The following is a 16,644-nucleotide window of genomic DNA, read 5'->3' as shown; positions in this document are numbered from 1 at the left end:
AATTGTATATTCCAAGGAGGAATTAATTCATGAAAAATTACGTAGAAATTATCGACGTACTGGCAAGACAGATTCTGGACTCAAGAGCATTCCCTACAGTTGAGGTAGAAGTTTACCTTGAAGATGGTACAGTAGGAAGAGCTTCAGTTCCATCAGGTGCTTCAACAGGTATGTTCGAAGCAGTAGAACTTAGAGATGGAGACAAGGAAGTTTTCGGTGGAAAGGGCGTTCTTCAGGCTGTTGAGCACGTGAACAACGAAATCGCAGCTGAAATCATCGGTCTGAACGTTTTTGATCAGGTCTATATCGACAAGCTGATGATCGAACTTGACGGATCAAAGAACAAGGGCAACCTTGGTGCCAATGCAATCCTTGGGGTGTCCCTTGCTGTTGCAAAGGCAGCGGCTGGATCACTTGGACTTCCTCTCTACCAGTATATCGGTGGCGTAAATGCCAAGACTCTTCCAGTACCAATGATGAACATCATCAACGGTGGATCCCATGCAGACAACAATGTTGATCTTCAGGAATTCATGATCATGCCTGTAGGCGCTGAAAGCTTCTCAAAGGCTATTCAGATGTGTTCAGAAACTTACCATGTACTTAAGGGCATCCTTAAGAACAAGGGTCTTGCTACTGGTGTCGGCGATGAAGGTGGATTTGCACCTAACCTGAACTCCAATGAAGAAGCTATCAAGGTCATCATCGAAGCGATCGAAAAGGCCGGATTCACACCTGGAAAGGAAATGTTCATTGCTCTTGACCCAGCTTCATCAGAATTCTTTGAAGATGGTATGTACAACCTGAAGGGTGAAGGCAGAAAGCTTACACCAGCTGAAATGGTTGATTACTATGCAGAACTTGTTGAAAAGTATCCAATCATTTCCATTGAAGATGGTATGGCTGAAGAAGACTGGGAAGGCTGGAAGCTTATCACAGAAAAGCTTGGAAATAAGATTCAGCTTGTTGGAGACGATCTGTTCGTGACCAACGTAGAAAGACTGAAGATGGGTATCGAAAGAGGCGTTGCCAATTCAATACTGATCAAGCTGAACCAGATCGGTTCACTTACAGAAACTCTTGATGCAATCGAAATGGCAAACAGAGCTGGTTACACAGCTGTTATTTCCCATAGATCAGGAGAAACAGAGGATGCAACCATCGCAGATCTGGCTGTAGCGCTTAACGCCGGACAGATCAAGACTGGTGCTCCTGCAAGATCTGAAAGAGTTGCGAAGTACAACCAGCTGCTCAGAATCGAAGAAGAACTTGACGAAGTTGCTCAGTACAGAGGTCTTTCAGGATTCTTCAATCTGAAGAAATAGTTCTGGATTAAACTCTATAAATTCAAGATATCTAAAGGCATCTTCACTTGTGAGGATGCCTTTTCAAATGAATAATCATATGGCGAGCAGTACTTTTCTGTGTTATGATAAAAACAGTTAATGGTAAAAGTTTTGATGCGTCATTTTATTGTAGTGATGAAGTAAGTGTGATAGAATAAGACGTTAGATAGTCAGGAGGGATATTATGGAAACTGTTTTAATCGTTGTAGAATTTATACTGGCAATAATCATGATTGCATTAGTTCTTATGCAGCAGAGCAAATCTGATGGTCTTAAGGGGTTAACCGGAGGCGGAACTCAGGAATCTTTTTTCAGCAAGAACCGCGGAAGAACTGGTGAAGCCTTACTGAAGAAATTAACTGTGGTCGTTGCAATTTTATTTGCAATCAACACAATAGCAATGAATATGGTTTAAAGATTAGTGCTGCCTAAGTATTAGGCAGCATTTTGCTTTTTTTGCAGGTATTTTTTGTCAGGGGGAAAATCTTATGAAAAAAGGATTAACAGCTATTATCGTTCTGATGCTTATCTTTTCTGCTGCATGCGGGAATAAGGAAGTGCCTAAAGAAGAAATCATTGATGATGTTTACCGAGAAGAAAGAGTTGTGGTCAGTCTTAATGAAGGTGAACTCTCAGGCAGGCTCATGTCACCACAAAAAAAAGGGAAGTCCCATCTTGTAATCATTGTCCCGGGTTCTGGTCCGACCGATAGAAACGGAAACAACCCTCAGGCAGGTCAGAACAACAATCTTCTGATGATTGCAGAAGCTCTGTCAGATGAAGGGCATTATTCCTTGCGCTATGATAAGAGGGGAATCGGCGAGAGCAAGAACCTGATCAGGAAAGAAAGTGATATGGATTTTCATGATTCCATTAATGATGTTCTGTTATGGATGAAAAAGTATCAGGATGATGAACGTTTCGACAAGATTATTTTACTTGGACACAGCGAAGGGGCACTGGTTGCCGCTGAGGCGTGTTCTATGGCAACTGAATGCGGTGGACTCATATCAGTATCTGGTACCGCTACACCGGCTCATGAGCTGCTGCTGAAGCAGCTGGAGGCTCAGTCCAAGGAAATGTATGATCTCAGTGTACCGATTATAGAGGAGCTGGTAAATGGAAATATCGTGCCCGAAGTTCCGGTCAGCCTGTTCAATCTCTTCAGACCCAGTGTACAGCCTTATCTGATTACCTGGTTTTCCTATAATCCCGCAGAAACAATGGCCAGAATCAAAGATCCTGTAATGATTATTCATGGGGGTCGAGACATTCAGATCAGTCATGAAGAAGCACAAAAACTCCACGATGCTCTGCCGGGTTCAAGGCTTGAAATCATCCATGGCATGAATCATGTGCTGAAACCTGCTCCTGAAGATATGCTGGGGAATATTGCAACATACAGTGATCCTGATCTTCCCCTTCATGAGGACTTTAAAGAGAAAATCATTGAATTCATCAACAGTCTGTAATATCATAAGATATAATTGAATATTCATACAATTAGGTTTGGGGAATCTTAAGGAATAAATATGGAAACAGCTCTTCGTGTTACGGGGATAGTTCTTGTGTCTGCTGTTGCAGCCGCATTCTTTATCACCATGAAAATCGTAAAACATGACAGCGGAAATGAACAAATGCGTGAGATTTCAGCGTACATACATAAGGGGGGATGACGTTCCTTAAGTGAGTACAAGTATCTCAGCGTGTTCATCACCGCTGTTTTTTTATCCGTATACTAACCATTAATCTGAGGGGGCAATAGCGTTTTTCATGTAACACTGGTCTTTGCACGGGTGATTCTCGAAAAGTGTGCAATTCTTCTTAAACTCATGAACTGATTATACTCAGTCGAGCCTTTGGTCAGGATTTAATGATTTTTGGATGAAATATCGGGTTAATCTGTAGTATTAGTAAAAAATACATAAGTTATTTAGTGAAATATCGGACTAAGTTAACATTTTTTCTGTATACTTAAGATATGAACAATTAAATGAGCTGATTGCTGTCTATCGGCAATTGATGCAGGGAGGTAAAGATGTTTACTGAAAAGATACTGGGAATTCTCTCGGAGCATAGCTACAGGCCTCTAAATATCGAGGAGATGGCAAGTGTCCTTGGTCTTCAGAAAGGCGAAATGAAAGAGCTGAGAAAAACTGTCGACCGTATGATCAAAGAGGGGATAGTCATTAAGATCAAAAAAGAGAAGATTGTCCTGCCGGAAAGTTTCGGTGTATATACGGGAAGGCTTGATGTGAATAAAAGAGGTTTTGGCTTCGTCTTCAGAGGAGAGGGGCAGGGTGATATCTTTATTCCGGAAAATGAAATGAAGAATGCCATGAACGGCGACAAAGTTCAGGTAAAGGTGATCAGGGAAACCGCAGGCACGAAAAGAGCTGAAGGTGAGATCATGCAGATCCTGGAAAGAAAGAATTCAAAAGTGATCGGGGTCTATGAAGAGTCAAAAGCTTTCGGATTTGTTGTTCCTGAGGACAACAAGATTCATCACGATATCTTCATCAACAAGAAGAACAGAAACTTTGCGGAAAATGGGGATGTTGTCGTTGTAGAAATTACAAAATGGCCGGAAAAGGGCAGGAATCCTGAAGGTCTCATCACAGAAATCTTAGGTAAGAAAGGGGATAAGGGTGTAGATATTCTCACTGTTGTGAAGAAATTCGGATTGCCTGAAGAATTCCCGGCCAAAGTGATCAGTTATGCAGATGCGATTCCAGAGACCATAAGCGATCAGGAAATTGCAAGGAGAAGAGATCTGAGACATGCTATGATCATGACCATAGATGGTGCTGATGCTAAGGATCTTGACGATGCTGTTGAGGTTACAAAGCTTGATAACGGAAACTTCAAGCTAGGAGTACATATTGCAGATGTCACTCATTATGTGACTGAAGGAAGTCCTATAGACGTTGAAGCGTTTAAGCGTGCAACATCTGTATATCTTCTAGACCTTGTCATCCCTATGCTTCCACAGAAGCTTTCGAATAATTTATGCTCACTGAATCCCTTTGAGCCTAAACTGACACTGAGCTGTGATATGATCATCGATCCTCAGGGAAAAGTCATCGAGCATGACATCTATGAATCCATTATTGAATCAAAGCTTAGGGCTACCTATGGAGATGTCACGAAAGTTCTTAACGGCGAAATGAGTGAGGATCTGGAAAAATACAGAGATTTCATTCCCATGCTTAAGGATATGGAAGAGCTGCAGAAGATCCTGGAAAACAAGAGGGCAAGACGTGGTGCCATTGAATTTGACTTCCCGGAGAGTAAGATTACCCTTGATAAATTAGGAAAGCCGATTGATGTATCTCTTTATCCTAGAGAGATTTCGAACAAGATCATCGAAGAATTCATGCTGGCATGCAATGAGACGGTCTCTGAGCATATGTTCTGGACTCATGTACCGTTTATCTACAGAATACATGAAGAACCGGATGAAGAGAAGCTGAAGGCATTTACTGAGTTCTCCTATAATCTCGGATACCCAGTCAAACTGTTTGCAGGTGTCCAGCCTAAGGTTTTACAGGAAATCCTTGAGAAGGTTAAGGGGGAGCCTGCAGAACCGGTACTTTCAAAACTTCTCTTAAGAAGCATGATGCAGGCAAAATATGCACCTGAGAATGTGGGGCATTTCGGACTTGCCGCAACATACTATTCTCATTTCACCTCACCGATCAGAAGATATCCTGATCTTCAGATTCACAGAATCATCAAGGAGTTTTTAAATGGTAAACTTGATGAGAAGCGTGCGAAGCAGCTCATACCGATTGTAAGCGAAGCATCCAAGCAGGCTTCCGAGATGGAAAGAGTAGCTGTTGATGCTGAAAGAGAACTGGATGCTCTGAAGAAAGCGGAATTCATGCACAAGCACATCGGGGAAACCTTTGAGGGAATCATTTCCTCGGTGACAAACTTCGGTCTGTTCGTTGAACTGCCAAACACGATAGAAGGGCTGGTGCATATCACCTCCCTTTATGATGATTACTATGTATATGATGATCGTTATATGACCCTGGTTGGAGAAAGAAGCGGCAAAAAGTTTACACTGGGAGAAAAGATAGAAGTTCTGGTTTCTAATGTCAATCTTGATTCCAGAGAAATTTTCTTTGAAATCAGTACACCTGAAGCAGAGGAAGTTTCCTGACAGTATTACCGATAATTCAAAAGCCTCATCTCCTATCATTTTGATAGAGGATGAGGCTTTTAGTCATCGTAGTATTTTTTCTTACAGATCTTCCTTGACTATTGTATCATAATTGATTACATAGTCAGCCGGATGAGTGTGAACCAGGATATAATTATACTTGTATAAAAATTTATCGGCCAGTTTTCTGTGCGAGATTTCAGTGAGATGAATGCCGTCACTATAGTACCTTTCAGGGTTCATCTGAAGTTCGGTCTCTGAAAAAGCGCGATTGAAATCTATCGTATCAATTCGTTCGTCTATACAGTAATCCTCGATCAGTCTGCGGTATCGCTTAAGCGTGTTTGCCGATGCCTCAAAAGTATCGTTCTCACCCGGATTCTGTTTTACTGCCATCTCCACATTGATAAATGGTGGTAGAACGATGATGGGTACAATGGCGTGATTCAAACAGAGTTTGATCATTTCAAGTACATTATTATATATAGTATTTGCTGTGCGACCAGCTAATGCGTCATTTGTTCCGGCAAGGATAAATACCGTTTCCGGTTTGTAAGCGATAACATCCTCGTGAAATCTGATGAGGATATCTGCTGTTGTATCTCCATCGATGCCTTTATTCTCTATATACTGATTTGACTCTTCTGAGATCAGATCAAGCCAGCTTTTACCGCTTGGAAGACCATATCCAGTCACAAAACTATCCCCTATAATTAAGAGCTTCATAATTTCACCACCTACTTTGGGTATTCTATTATTATTTTACACCATTTCTGCTAAAAGTTAAATATTTATTAACAAATTATTTCCATTTAAATGATGAAATTTTTCGACAATATCCGGTGTGTAAAAATAATGCGGAATTTTTATTGTTTTTTAAGAAATAACACGTATAATAAGTTCAGTACAATACATGGGGATGTATTGGCTTCGACGGGGGTCAGGAAGATCTGATAAGCGAGTAGAAGGAAGCTGTGGACCTGCTTAAAAAACTATGGCAAAACATAAACGCTGAAGATAATTTAGCACTAGCAGCTTAGTCTGCTACGTTCTACCCGGGATGTCCGCTGCCTGGGACTAGAGCGCCGATTAGCGGAAAAACGAGTCTGAATAAGCTTTGCCTCAGAAACGGGAAAAATGAAGCTACCAATGGCCAAGTCTGCTTGTAAACTAAGCCAAAGGGAATGTTAATTACAATGCTACACTCGTAGAAAGTCTTATCTAACTACTTTCGGACAGGGGTTCGACACCCCTCATCTCCACCATTAAAAAGGAATCGACTGACAACAGTCTGATTCTTTTTTTTGCTTGTATTGTATCGAAAGATATATTCCCAAGTATGAATACAATTTTCAATAGTATGTTTCTTATAAAAGAATAGTAAGTTATAAAGAATATTAACATAATTTCAACCTTTAATTTCCATTTGCGGCTAACTGTCATCCTGCTGTCGTAGACAGTTTCATGGGTTCAATCTATACTGAAATAAAACAACATGTAAACAGGGAAGTGAGTGCAGTTGAAAATCGATTTTGAAAAGATTAAAACTTTAAGACTCAGCAAGGGCTGGTCACAAGAACAACTTAGTGAGAAGAGTGGTTTAAGTCTTAGAACTATACAGCGAGTTGAAAACGGAAACAGTATTTCTCTTGAGTCTGTCAAGGTATTAGCGATGGCTTTTGGAATTGAACCCAAAGAACTGATGATTCAGGAAAAACAGAATCCTAAGACCCCAATAGAAGTGATTAAAATGTGCTTCATAGAGTTCCATAACTTTTCAGGAAAAGCAACTCGCTATGAATATTGGTGGTTTGTTCTTTTTATGGTCCTGGTAATGTCCGTGGCAACTCTTATTCATGGAACACTAAATGAAATTATTACAGTTATATTCTTAGTGCCATTTCTCGCAGTAGGGACACGGAGACTAAATGATATTGGTAGGAGCGCCTGGTGGCAATTATTTCTTATAGTTCCGTTTGGGCAGATTATCGTATTTTATATGATGGCTGAAAAAGGGAGAGAGCAGAAGGAGAATTTGTAGTGTGATGGAAAGCTTCTCACTAGTTTCCTAAAATGCTGATTTGTTTGGATTGCCAGCTTCAGGAATAAGTGAAGCAATTATCTTCATAGACTAATGGACACAGGGTATAGTTACCTCATCAGTACAGAATTTTCAGGCTGAATAAAGGTAAATGCATAAAGACGTATACTTGACGAATGTAACCTTGACTTTCATAAACCCATCAGTTAGAGGAGTATGAGGATAAGTTCCTGATTGTCGAGGCGGCTTTGTTGGACAAAGAAGATTGAAGATCAATCACACAGACGCTTTTAATTATTACAGGACAGAAATGTGAATAACAGGAAAGAATATATGGAGGTATTAGAAATGAAAGTTTTGACAATAGAATGGAGACATCTTGATGTGGATGGAGAACTTGTGAACGATGCTCTGACACGGGGTCGACCCTTGATCGAGAAGTAAGAAAGCTAAACAATGCTCTTCTGCCTTCAGGAATAAGAGTGGACTGGTTTGAGACTAAACTTGATGGCGATCGGATTACAGATTCTAATTCAGTCCTCTTTGATCGAACACCAATTGAAGACATTCCGGCTAAAGCGATTAAGGATGCGGTATATAAAGTGCTGGATATCAAGAGACCTGAGGAGCATCAATTGCTGTTCTTCTAAGATGGGGACAGTAAAGAGAAAGGTTATATAAATAGAGAAGAATAAAGGGGTAAGAACGGTAAGCGTGATGCTTACGGTCCTTATCCCTTATTTGCTTTATTAGTGTTTTCTTGTTAAATACATTGCGGACGAGTTTCATTACATAACTTTAAGAGTTGCCTGACCATTCAGTTATACTCTTTCCTTAGTATAGACAGAATGATTCCGTCTTCAAGTTTACCTTTTATGAGATCCCGTTCTCTGACAATTCCTTCTTGGGTGAAGTTAAGCTTTCTTAAGACCTTGACTGATCCGTCGTTACCGGGCGTTACAGTTGCTTCTATTCTATTGAGATTCATGACCTCAAATCCATATTTAAGCACGGCTTCTGCAGCTTCTGCAGCATAACCTAAACCCCAGTACTTCTTAGTAACGGCATATCCGATTTCGGCTCTTCTAGCATCATCATCAAAATCACCAAGGCATAAAGTGCCGATGAGTCTGCCTGATTATTTTAAGGACAGGCCCCATGTGATTTCTTCCTGGTCCATAAGCTCCGTCTCATATCGCTTTATGAATCTTCTGGTTTCAGTATCTGATTTTACGGGATGGAAATACTCAAACTTTGCAACATCCGAATCACTTAAGAGCTTAAACAGATCGTCCAGGTCTTTCTCTGTGATTTTTTGAAGGTAGAGTCTTTCTGTTTCCAGTTCTGGAAAGGGATTGAAGCATTTGATGATCATTTTTTTCACTCCTTAATCCGTTCATGATGTTTATATACCCTTTTTTTGTTACCTGGAAGAAGTATGAGGCTGGCAGGGTTTTGTGACAATATCCTTTGAGTTTTTTCATGATTGATTCTGGTACCTTATTGGAATAATATCTGAATATAGTATAGCATATGAGCACATATATTGTGAAAGCAGTGCAATCATTTAATATCAATAATTATGCGATTCATTACTGAAGCCTATTTAGATTCTACACATCATGATTAACTGTAATTTTGAGATAAACTTTTATCTCCACAGTTTCTCCATAATTGTCGATTATATTATTCTTGTCAACGCAATAAGAAGCTGAGGTAAAGCATTATCTGCATCATACACTTGAAGTCATCGAGATGGACCATGATGAATGCGAACATCATGGCATGATGAAGTAGTTTCTGCCTGAATAGAGCAGCGGACCGGGACGATGAGAATTGAATTGATCCGCTTCGTTTCTTTCCATGCTGGGACAATGCTAAATTTCTATCTCCCAGATTCTTCGATGAGTTTATAATGAGGATCATCAGAAGGATGTATTTGAGAATCCTGAAGAATCATTTATAATGGATAAAATGACAGATTGGTAAACCGATACTTGCACAATCAGATTTTGACAGGAGGTGCCTAGGATGGCGGAAAAGATTCTCATCATTGATGATGAACAGAACCTACTGAATGTGGTGGGAGACTATTTAAGAAACACCTCTTTTGAGGTCTACACGGCAGATCGGGGAAGAAGAGCTCTGGAAATGTTCAAAGAGATAGAACCTGACTTCATCATTCTGGATCTTAATCTGCCTGATATCTCAGGAGAGGACATCTGCAGGGAAATCCGCAAGATTTCTGATGTGCCCATACTCATGCTCACAGCAAAGACCTCGGAAGATGATAAGGTCAAGGGGCTGAATCTTGGGGCAGATGATTACCTCACTAAACCGTTCAGTCCAAGAGAGCTTGTGGGGAGGGTCAATGCCATTCTACGCAGAGTCAGGAATAAAGGCAGCATGTCGGAAGTTTATGCCTTTAGAGATGAGGATCTCATATTGGACAACGGACTACACCAGGTCTTCAAGAGGGGAGAAGAATTATATCTCACGCCCAATGAATACAAGATCCTACATACCCTGGTGCAGTATCCTGGTCAGGTATTCACAAGAGCAAGAATCGTGAACTCAGCTTTCGGATTCGATTTTGAAGGTTATGAACGGACCATCGATACACATATCAAGAATCTGAGGCAGAAAATCGAGGATGACTCCAAGGATCCTGCCTATATTCTCACAGTCTATGGTGTAGGTTATAAATTTTCAGGGGATAAAAGATGATTAGAATAGATAAACAGCTGGGCAGATATTTTTCACTGGTCACCATTTCCTCAGTCATCCTCATAACACTTCTCGCCAACCTCGGCATGAATATGTTTTTCACAAGGTATCTCAGACAGTCTCAGAAGTCTGAAGATGCGGCCATCGCTGATTATGTGACAGAGCTCTATATTGATGATGGGGTGCTGGATGAGACAGATCTTATGAGCATCGAGCACTATGCATTCACCATGTCATCGGAAGTGATTGTGGAAAATGAAGAAGGTAAAGTCATCATGAGTACCCGTGAACCTGACGGATCAAGCGGCAGTGATCTGGAACGCTCCGCTTATATGGACAATGAGAAATTCAGCTATAGGGTATATGACTATGGACACAATGGATCAGACAAGGCGGAAATTGTAGTGGGCAGAGCCAAGAGTATATTTGCGGCTTCTCCAGATAGAGATTTTTTTATCGCGATTAATCTGATCTACTTTTTCGCAGGGGTGATCGCCATGATTTTCAGATATTTTCTTCAGAATAGAGTTTCTGGAATGTTTCTTGGACCCATCATTGCCATTCAGGGTAACGCCAAGCTCATTGAAAATGGTGCTTTCGGTGCTGTGAAGGATGTGGATTCTGAAACCATCGAGCTGGACGAACTTTCCCGCTCTATCACCAACATGGCCATGAAGCTCGAGGAGCAGGAGAAGTTGAGGAAACGCCTGACTTCAGACATCGCACATGAACTGAGAACCCCTCTGTCCACTGTGAACAGTCATCTGGAAGCCTTCATCGATGGGGTATGGGAACCGACTACGGAAAGACTGGCACTTCTTCAGGATGAAATCAGAAGGCTGACCAGTCTCATCAAGGATCTGGGGGATCTGTCCTATATGGAAAGCGGCGAAATCAGGTTATCCAAAAAGGAAGTGAACCTTTCGGAGTTTCTAACCGGATTAGTGGAAAATTTTGAGCCTCTATTCTTATCTGAAGAAATTTCGCTGTCTGCAGAAGTGGAAGAAAATGTATATGCCCTTTGTGACAGCGACCGGATGAATCAGGTCTTCATCAACATCATTGCCAACTCCCTGAAGTACACAAATCCGGGCGGTTATGTCAGGGTTATGCTGAAAAGAAAAGGAAACTTTGCCGAGGTAAAGGTCGCGGATAAGGGAATCGGCATTACAAAGGAAGACATCCCCTATGTATTTGAGCGTTTCTACAGAAGCGATCGTTCAAGAAGCCGAGAGACCGGAGGCAAGGGAATAGGACTCACTGTATCGAAGGCGCTGGTTGAAGCTCATGAGGGAGAAATATCCATTGAAAGCAGTCCCAATGAAGGGACCATTGTGAAGATCATACTCCCTGCACTGACAGAGAACACAACAGATCACACCTGATTCCCTGTTATCACAGCACAAACAGACTTTCTCCTTATCATCTCCACATTTCGAATGTATAATCTGAATAACACGACAGAAGATGTTTCATCTTTGGGAGGGGGTATGTGAATATGATCAGATGGTGGAAAAATCTCTTGAAAAGACTTGCTGAGTCAAACAGGAAAAACTTCGGTTCAGAAAGGCTTGACTGCTGCAATCTCAACAAGAATCAATCAGGTAGAAAAACAGGTTAAGCAAGAAATAGTTAAACTCCTCTAGAGAAAGGACGATATCCTTTCTCTAGAGGAGTTTTCAATTGGGGCTGTATAAGCACATATGTCTTAATCTGATGTCTCCAGATTACTAGTCTGATAGATTCTGAGGGCATTATTGAACTCAAGAGCTGTCTTTTTATCACTAATCCACATGATTGCGCTCACAGAAATGTAAATGATGAGAATCGTGACGGCCAGTGAAACAGTCATTGAAACACTGGTCAGAACCTCAGTGAAGTAAAGACTTCCTAGGATCAGAACTTCAAGAAGAAGAAAGTGGAGGATATTTCTGATCAATGTCTGTCTTACGGAAAGTTCTTCACGGGAATAGGTGATGAGTTTGGGGAAGGTGGCGATGGCACCGAAAATGAGAGGGGAAAAGAAAGCCTCATATCCCATTCTGATATCGGGTTCAAAGACAAGACCCACAATCGCCATAGCAAGAACAATAAAAGTGACTGATATATAGAAGCTGAGCATGACTTTTTTTACAAAGAATGTTTTAAAATCCATTTTAATTTCCTCCCAGGACTACGCGTTTGATGTCTGGAACGTACTGCCTTGATATGATGATTTTTTCTCCGTTTTTCATATTGGCGGTAAAACGGCCATTGAGTGCAGGAACAATACTTTCAAGCTTCATCAGGTTAATGATGAATGATTTTGAACAGCGAATAAAATGCTTATCGGAATAAGCATTTTCCAGTTCATATAATCTGATTCTGAGTTCATAAGCATTGTTTTTGGTATAGGCAAATACGCGCTCATCCACAGCTTCAAAATAAATGACGCTTGAAAGGCTGAACTGGTAGAATCTTTCCTCGATTCTACCTGAGAGTGTGGTGCCCTTGGTGAGAGCATACGCACGTATGCTCTCGATGTCAGGGGTAACCTCAACACATTCAATAATCAGGCATTCATTTTCTTTTTCGCTGATTCTGTTGATTTTTACTTTCATTATCAGTATTCCTTTTCAATTACTGGAACTCCACTGTCTTTTAAATAACTGTTGAAGAATGTCAGGACGACATTATTCATGGTTTCAATACATTCCCGGCTGTCGACTGTTCCTACTCCCAGGGTCTTTGCCAGAACCGGGGAAAATAATGGCAGGTCAGTGAAGTTCAGATGCCCCGCATTTTTAAACACAGTCTCGTATGTGCAGATGCCGTTTTTGGATGCGATAAAGTTGCTGTATGTATCTTTCTCAAGCTCAATTGCATTGTCATAATGATCCTCTGCGTAGATATTGAGCAGTGGAACTGGATAAGGCTTGTCATTGATGACGACCTTATTGTTTTCAAAGGCGATTTCTTCACCTAGCATGGTTCCGTCAAGGACGATAACGGCATCGATGTCGTCACGCTCACGGCCGATCTGAGCTGAAGTGGCACCACCGAGCGAATGTCCCATAAGTCCGATTTTTTCGGTGTCGATGATTGAAAAGAGGGGATCTTCTGGTTTCAAGCTGCACTGGCTGAGTATGGAATCGATGACGAAATCTTCATCTCCTGTTCTCAGTTCCATCCATTCTTTTGTTGTTTTATAGATGTCTTCTGCATGTGCAGTATCCGTTACGGCATTGATTTCAGATGCTCTGCTGATAAACGAAGAGTCTACGGTTGTGAGGGTTCCTTTTGTATCCAATGTGAAGAATGCCTGTCCTGTATGACCGATGCTCGCTACCACATAGCCGTTTGATGCCAGTTCGGCGAAGGTTGAATAATTGCTTCCGCTGAATCCGAATGCTCCGTGGGAGAAAATGACCAGAGGATAGTCGGAAGTATTGTCTTCCGGGTACCAGAACTCAACGGTCACTGCTCTCTTCTCGCCATTCTTGCTGAAGATGTCGACTCTGTCGGGGTCTGTCCATGTATACTTCGCTGTCTCGATCTTCATGTCACCGGACACCGCAGGCTGCTCGTACTGAGGAAATATGATGGCTGCAGACAGCGCGAGGGTAAAGATGAAACTGTTTTTCACAAATCGTATAACGGATCTGCCGGTTTTAAAAGGCTTTGTCTTCTTTCTTAATATTGAGATTCCTGAAGCAGCTGCCTGGACTGTAAGTACGACTGCAAGAATCATATACCTGAAACTCCACTCAAAGATACCGGTTGAAACAAGCAGGATGAACAGTGCTAGAAGTGCGAAGTGTATGACTCTTTTTTCTTCGTCCAGATTGTTTTTTGTACGGATTGACCAGAAAAATAAAACCGCCTCTAAAGTGATTAAAAGTATCAGTGCTGTTGTTCCCATAATTTATACCTCCAGAATTTATTTTATGACCCAAGTATAGACTTGGGATTCTGGGGTATCAATCAATTATGGACAAGTTGCATTTCACGTGGATAAGCTGCAGAAAATCGTTAATATTTCTACTGATTATAGAATAATCTAAGTATCCCGATATATCAAATTATTATTTTTCAATATGGAGTCATATGACAAATCATTATGAGTTTTGATGATTATTAGTCTATACTGTAATTAAAAGGAGTGAAGAATATTGATGGATAAGATGGATTACAAGAAGAAGTATAAAGAGTACTACCAGCCGTCAGGACAGCCTGCTATAGTCGATTTTCCAGTTATGACATTCATCCAGACTGATGGTAAAGGAGACCCTTCTGATGAAAATGGAGAATACAAAAAGGCGGTGGAGCTTCTCTATACCATAGCCTATACCATAAAAATGATGCCTAGAAACGGCATCACACCAGAAGGATACTTTGAGTATGTTGTCCCTCCACTGGAGGGCCTGTGGGGGCTGAACGATTACGAGAAAGATTTTGATTATGCCAGAAAGTCAGAACTGGTGTGGACATCCATGATCAGGCAGCCGGAATTTGTAACGAAGGAAGTTCTTGATCTTGCGTGTGCAATTGTAGAGAAAAAGAAAAAGCTGGACTGCTCACAGGTGAGGCTCGTCCAGTTTACCGAGGGTTTGTGTGTGCAGTGCATGCATATCGGCCCTTACATCGAAGAACCTGCAACTGCTGAAAAAATGAAAGAATATGCGAAAGAGAAGGGATATACCATAGATTTTTCAGATGATAGATTGCATCATGAAATTTATCTGTCCGATCCTCGGAAAACTGAAGGAATCAGACTGAAGACGATTCTGAGACATCCCGTCAAGTGAAAAGATCATAAAATGACAAAGCTGTTTTCAGAGAGCTTATGAAGAGAATCAGATAATGGTCCTCGCTTTTGCTCTCCTATAGATGGCTTTATTTTTATACATTTCACTGTCCGCTAACTGCATGAGTTCTCTTACCGATAGATGAGGATAGTTGAGGGAACTGGCGTATCCCGATGAAAATGACAGTTCTATTCCGGAAATCATCTGGAAGCTGTTCAGTTGACAGGTTTCTTCGCTGAGTCTGTCCAGAAAATCCCGTATTTCGGGATGACTCATGTGTTCAGCGATACCGATAAACTCATCACCACCGATATGGCCGATAAACATTTCAGGTGAGGCTGAGCGTTTCAAAACTTCCGCAAAAGAGTTGATGAGGATATCGCCTTCAGCATGACCAAGGGAATCGTTGACCCTCTTCAGTCCGTTCAGATCGAACATGAAGCAGCAGATATTCGTCTTATCGAAATCAAATTTCTGGCTGAGCTTAAATTCGCAGCTTCTTTTGTTGGGCAGGCCGGTATTAGGGTCGGTATAGGCGAAACTTTTCAGTCTGCGGTTTTCTTTCACTTCGCCGGCGATCTGCAGGATAAGGGAAAACAGGACCAGAGAAATATTGATGATCATCAGTACTTCCAGATATTTGAGCTTCAATGTGAGATCGTGGGCGTAGAGCTCAGCGGCATTTACGGTATCGTCGGCGAGAATGAAGTAGGCTTCGCTGTCTTCATACAGTCTCGATTTTACGCGATCATCCTCTCGGGTATCATAGATGACCTCCTTCAGTTCCTTCCATTTCACCATAAGGTGAGAAAGCCTGTCCTGATAGAGTCTGCTTTCGAGAGCTTTGAGATCAAAGGCGCTCTTGCCGGTTTTCAATCCGATGAGGATTTCATCCAGACGCTTAATCTCTTCATTGTCTTCTATATCGTACAGTTCATTCTTCACCAGTCTCTGAGTAGTCCCTCTAATTATTCCGGTATAGTTGATCACTCGGGCATTTCCCTGTATGCTGCTGACCAGAATGAGGATATAGGTAAAAAGAGCAATCATCACGATGATTGCTGCGGCCATAAATCTGATTTGCTGATATTTTTTCTTCTTCATGATTCTCCGATCGTCTTCTGGTTCCGGATTTATATATCCGGATTTCTGCCTGAATGATACAGCGGGCTGTATCCATTTCTGTTCATTCTGGTTCTTTTTCAGGATATTTCTTTCATACGCTACTACTAAAAATACTATGTTTATGTAATCTCTGTCAAGGTGATATGGGAAAGAAAATATAATAATTAATTATACGAATAGATGCATAATTACAAACAAAAATATTTCAGAGATTTAATCAGATGTAAGATATGGGTTGACTGCAATTCAAGTTTACTTAATATTTCTAAAATATAGGTGTGATAATGATATGTATGAATATCAAAAGAGTTCATTAAACATTTTCTATATTTAATTTTACTAAATTAGTACTGAAATCCCGAATAAGTTCGGGGTTTAACTGTTATAATTTAATAGCCTAATGTCAAATTTAAATGCAACAAAAATAAAAACAGCTGAAACATAGTAATG

At 41.0% G+C, this 16,644-nt stretch carries 14 protein-coding genes, 1 other RNA gene and 2 pseudogenes; 11 read left to right on the top strand and 6 right to left on the bottom strand.

The genetic code is table 11. The annotated features are described in order from the left end of the window. The first annotated feature begins 29 nt into the window (after positions 1–29). The 4 genes from eno (at position 30) to rnr (ending at position 5,514) form a co-directional block, all read left to right on the top strand. Positions 30–1,325 carry a phosphopyruvate hydratase gene (eno, locus tag RTX25_RS03835; protein ID WP_312650731.1) on the top strand — a complete coding sequence of 432 codons (1,296 nt, stop codon included), beginning with the start codon at positions 30–32 and terminating at the stop codon, positions 1,323–1,325. Between the two features lie 205 nt (positions 1,326–1,530). Next, the gene (gene secG / locus RTX25_RS03830) at positions 1,531–1,761 is read left to right on the top strand and encodes a preprotein translocase subunit SecG (protein WP_312650729.1); all 231 of its coding nucleotides are present in this window, start codon (positions 1,531–1,533) and stop codon (positions 1,759–1,761) included. Between the two features lie 73 nt (positions 1,762–1,834). Next, positions 1,835–2,818: an alpha/beta fold hydrolase gene (locus RTX25_RS03825; protein WP_312650728.1), complete on the top strand. Its 984-nt coding sequence runs from the start codon at positions 1,835–1,837 to the stop codon at positions 2,816–2,818. Positions 2,819–3,384: 566 nt separating this feature from the next. Then, a complete protein-coding gene (rnr, locus tag RTX25_RS03820; RefSeq protein ID WP_312650726.1) occupies positions 3,385–5,514 on the top strand; it encodes a ribonuclease R in 2,130 nt (709 codons plus the stop codon). Positions 5,515–5,595: 81 nt separating this feature from the next. On the opposite strand, the gene RTX25_RS03815 is transcribed toward rnr, so the two are convergent. Then, positions 5,596–6,240, bottom strand: coding sequence for a GDSL-type esterase/lipase family protein (locus tag RTX25_RS03815; protein ID WP_312650723.1), 645 nt, complete (start codon positions 6,238–6,240; stop codon positions 5,596–5,598). A 189-nt stretch (positions 6,241–6,429) separates the two neighbouring features. Between RTX25_RS03815 and ssrA the strand changes: the two genes are divergently transcribed. The 3 genes and pseudogenes from ssrA to RTX25_RS03800 all read left to right on the top strand — a co-directional run. Next, positions 6,430–6,779, top strand: a transfer-messenger RNA (tmRNA) gene (ssrA, locus tag RTX25_RS03810). Between the two features lie 254 nt (positions 6,780–7,033). Continuing rightward, a complete protein-coding gene (locus tag RTX25_RS03805) occupies positions 7,034–7,555 on the top strand; it encodes a DUF805 domain-containing protein (RefSeq protein ID WP_312650720.1) in 522 nt (173 codons plus the stop codon). 452 nt (positions 7,556–8,007) lie between these two features. Next, a pseudogene (locus RTX25_RS03800) lies at positions 8,008–8,205 on the top strand (hypothetical protein); the annotation flags it as partial. A gap of 167 nt (positions 8,206–8,372) precedes the next feature. On the opposite strand, the pseudogene RTX25_RS03795 reads toward RTX25_RS03800, so the two are convergent. Next, a pseudogene (locus RTX25_RS03795) lies at positions 8,373–8,930 on the bottom strand (GNAT family N-acetyltransferase). Between the two features lie 656 nt (positions 8,931–9,586). On the opposite strand from RTX25_RS03795, the gene RTX25_RS03790 reads away from it, so the two are divergent. The 3 genes from RTX25_RS03790 (at position 9,587) to RTX25_RS03780 (ending at position 11,903) form a co-directional block, all read left to right on the top strand. Then, a complete protein-coding gene (locus RTX25_RS03790) occupies positions 9,587–10,282 on the top strand; it encodes a response regulator transcription factor (protein ID WP_397428515.1) in 696 nt (231 codons plus the stop codon). Then, positions 10,279–11,667, top strand: a complete 1,389-nt coding sequence (locus tag RTX25_RS03785; protein ID WP_312650714.1) for an ATP-binding protein — start codon at positions 10,279–10,281, stop codon at positions 11,665–11,667. The genes RTX25_RS03790 and RTX25_RS03785 overlap by 4 nt, the downstream gene beginning before the upstream one ends. Before the next feature lie 113 nt (positions 11,668–11,780). Then, positions 11,781–11,903, top strand: a complete 123-nt coding sequence (locus RTX25_RS03780) for an LDCC motif putative metal-binding protein (protein WP_312650970.1) — start codon at positions 11,781–11,783, stop codon at positions 11,901–11,903. Between the two features lie 87 nt (positions 11,904–11,990). On the opposite strand, the gene RTX25_RS03775 is transcribed toward RTX25_RS03780, so the two are convergent. The 3 genes from RTX25_RS03775 to RTX25_RS03765 are packed head-to-tail and all read right to left on the bottom strand — an operon-like array spanning position 11,991 to position 14,183. Next, entirely contained in the window at positions 11,991–12,437 is a 447-nt protein-coding gene (locus RTX25_RS03775) for a hypothetical protein (protein WP_312650712.1), read from the bottom strand. 1 nt (position 12,438) lies between these two features. Beyond that, a complete protein-coding gene (locus RTX25_RS03770) occupies positions 12,439–12,882 on the bottom strand; it encodes a LytTR family DNA-binding domain-containing protein (protein ID WP_312650709.1) in 444 nt (147 codons plus the stop codon). Between the two features lie 2 nt (positions 12,883–12,884). Continuing rightward, positions 12,885–14,183, bottom strand: a complete 1,299-nt coding sequence (locus RTX25_RS03765) for a hypothetical protein (RefSeq protein WP_312650706.1) — start codon at positions 14,181–14,183, stop codon at positions 12,885–12,887. 253 nt (positions 14,184–14,436) lie between these two features. On the opposite strand from RTX25_RS03765, the gene RTX25_RS03760 reads away from it, so the two are divergent. Continuing rightward, entirely contained in the window at positions 14,437–15,069 is a 633-nt protein-coding gene (locus tag RTX25_RS03760; RefSeq protein ID WP_312650703.1) for a GyrI-like domain-containing protein, read from the top strand. Between the two features lie 48 nt (positions 15,070–15,117). Here RTX25_RS03760 and RTX25_RS03755 read toward each other — a convergent pair whose 3' ends face one another. Then, a complete protein-coding gene (locus RTX25_RS03755) occupies positions 15,118–16,173 on the bottom strand; it encodes a diguanylate cyclase domain-containing protein (protein WP_312650700.1) in 1,056 nt (351 codons plus the stop codon). Between the last annotated feature and the right edge of the window lie 471 nt (positions 16,174–16,644).

This window comes from Proteiniclasticum sp. (assembly GCF_032054185.1).
Taxonomy (GTDB): Bacteria; Bacillota; Clostridia; order Clostridiales; family Clostridiaceae; genus Proteiniclasticum.
This window is presented reverse-complemented; position numbering and strand designations above follow the sequence as displayed.

Coding starts and splice junctions, on each gene's coding strand:
- RTX25_RS03760 (WP_312650703.1), top strand. CDS start 14,437: ATGGATAAGATGGATTACAAGAAGAAGTATAAAGAGTACTACCAGCCG.
- RTX25_RS03790 (WP_397428515.1), top strand. CDS start 9,587: ATGGCGGAAAAGATTCTCATCATTGATGATGAACAGAACCTACTGAAT.
- RTX25_RS03755 (WP_312650700.1), bottom strand. CDS start 16,173: ATGAAGAAGAAAAAATATCAGCAAATCAGATTTATGGCCGCAGCAATC.
- RTX25_RS03815 (WP_312650723.1), bottom strand. CDS start 6,240: ATGAAGCTCTTAATTATAGGGGATAGTTTTGTGACTGGATATGGTCTT.
- secG (WP_312650729.1), top strand. CDS start 1,531: ATGGAAACTGTTTTAATCGTTGTAGAATTTATACTGGCAATAATCATG.
- RTX25_RS03765 (WP_312650706.1), bottom strand. CDS start 14,183: ATGGGAACAACAGCACTGATACTTTTAATCACTTTAGAGGCGGTTTTA.
- RTX25_RS03785 (WP_312650714.1), top strand. CDS start 10,279: ATGATTAGAATAGATAAACAGCTGGGCAGATATTTTTCACTGGTCACC.
- RTX25_RS03825 (WP_312650728.1), top strand. CDS start 1,835: ATGAAAAAAGGATTAACAGCTATTATCGTTCTGATGCTTATCTTTTCT.
- eno (WP_312650731.1), top strand. CDS start 30: ATGAAAAATTACGTAGAAATTATCGACGTACTGGCAAGACAGATTCTG.
- RTX25_RS03780 (WP_312650970.1), top strand. CDS start 11,781: ATGATCAGATGGTGGAAAAATCTCTTGAAAAGACTTGCTGAGTCAAAC.
- RTX25_RS03770 (WP_312650709.1), bottom strand. CDS start 12,882: ATGAAAGTAAAAATCAACAGAATCAGCGAAAAAGAAAATGAATGCCTG.
- rnr (WP_312650726.1), top strand. CDS start 3,385: ATGTTTACTGAAAAGATACTGGGAATTCTCTCGGAGCATAGCTACAGG.
- RTX25_RS03775 (WP_312650712.1), bottom strand. CDS start 12,437: ATGGATTTTAAAACATTCTTTGTAAAAAAAGTCATGCTCAGCTTCTAT.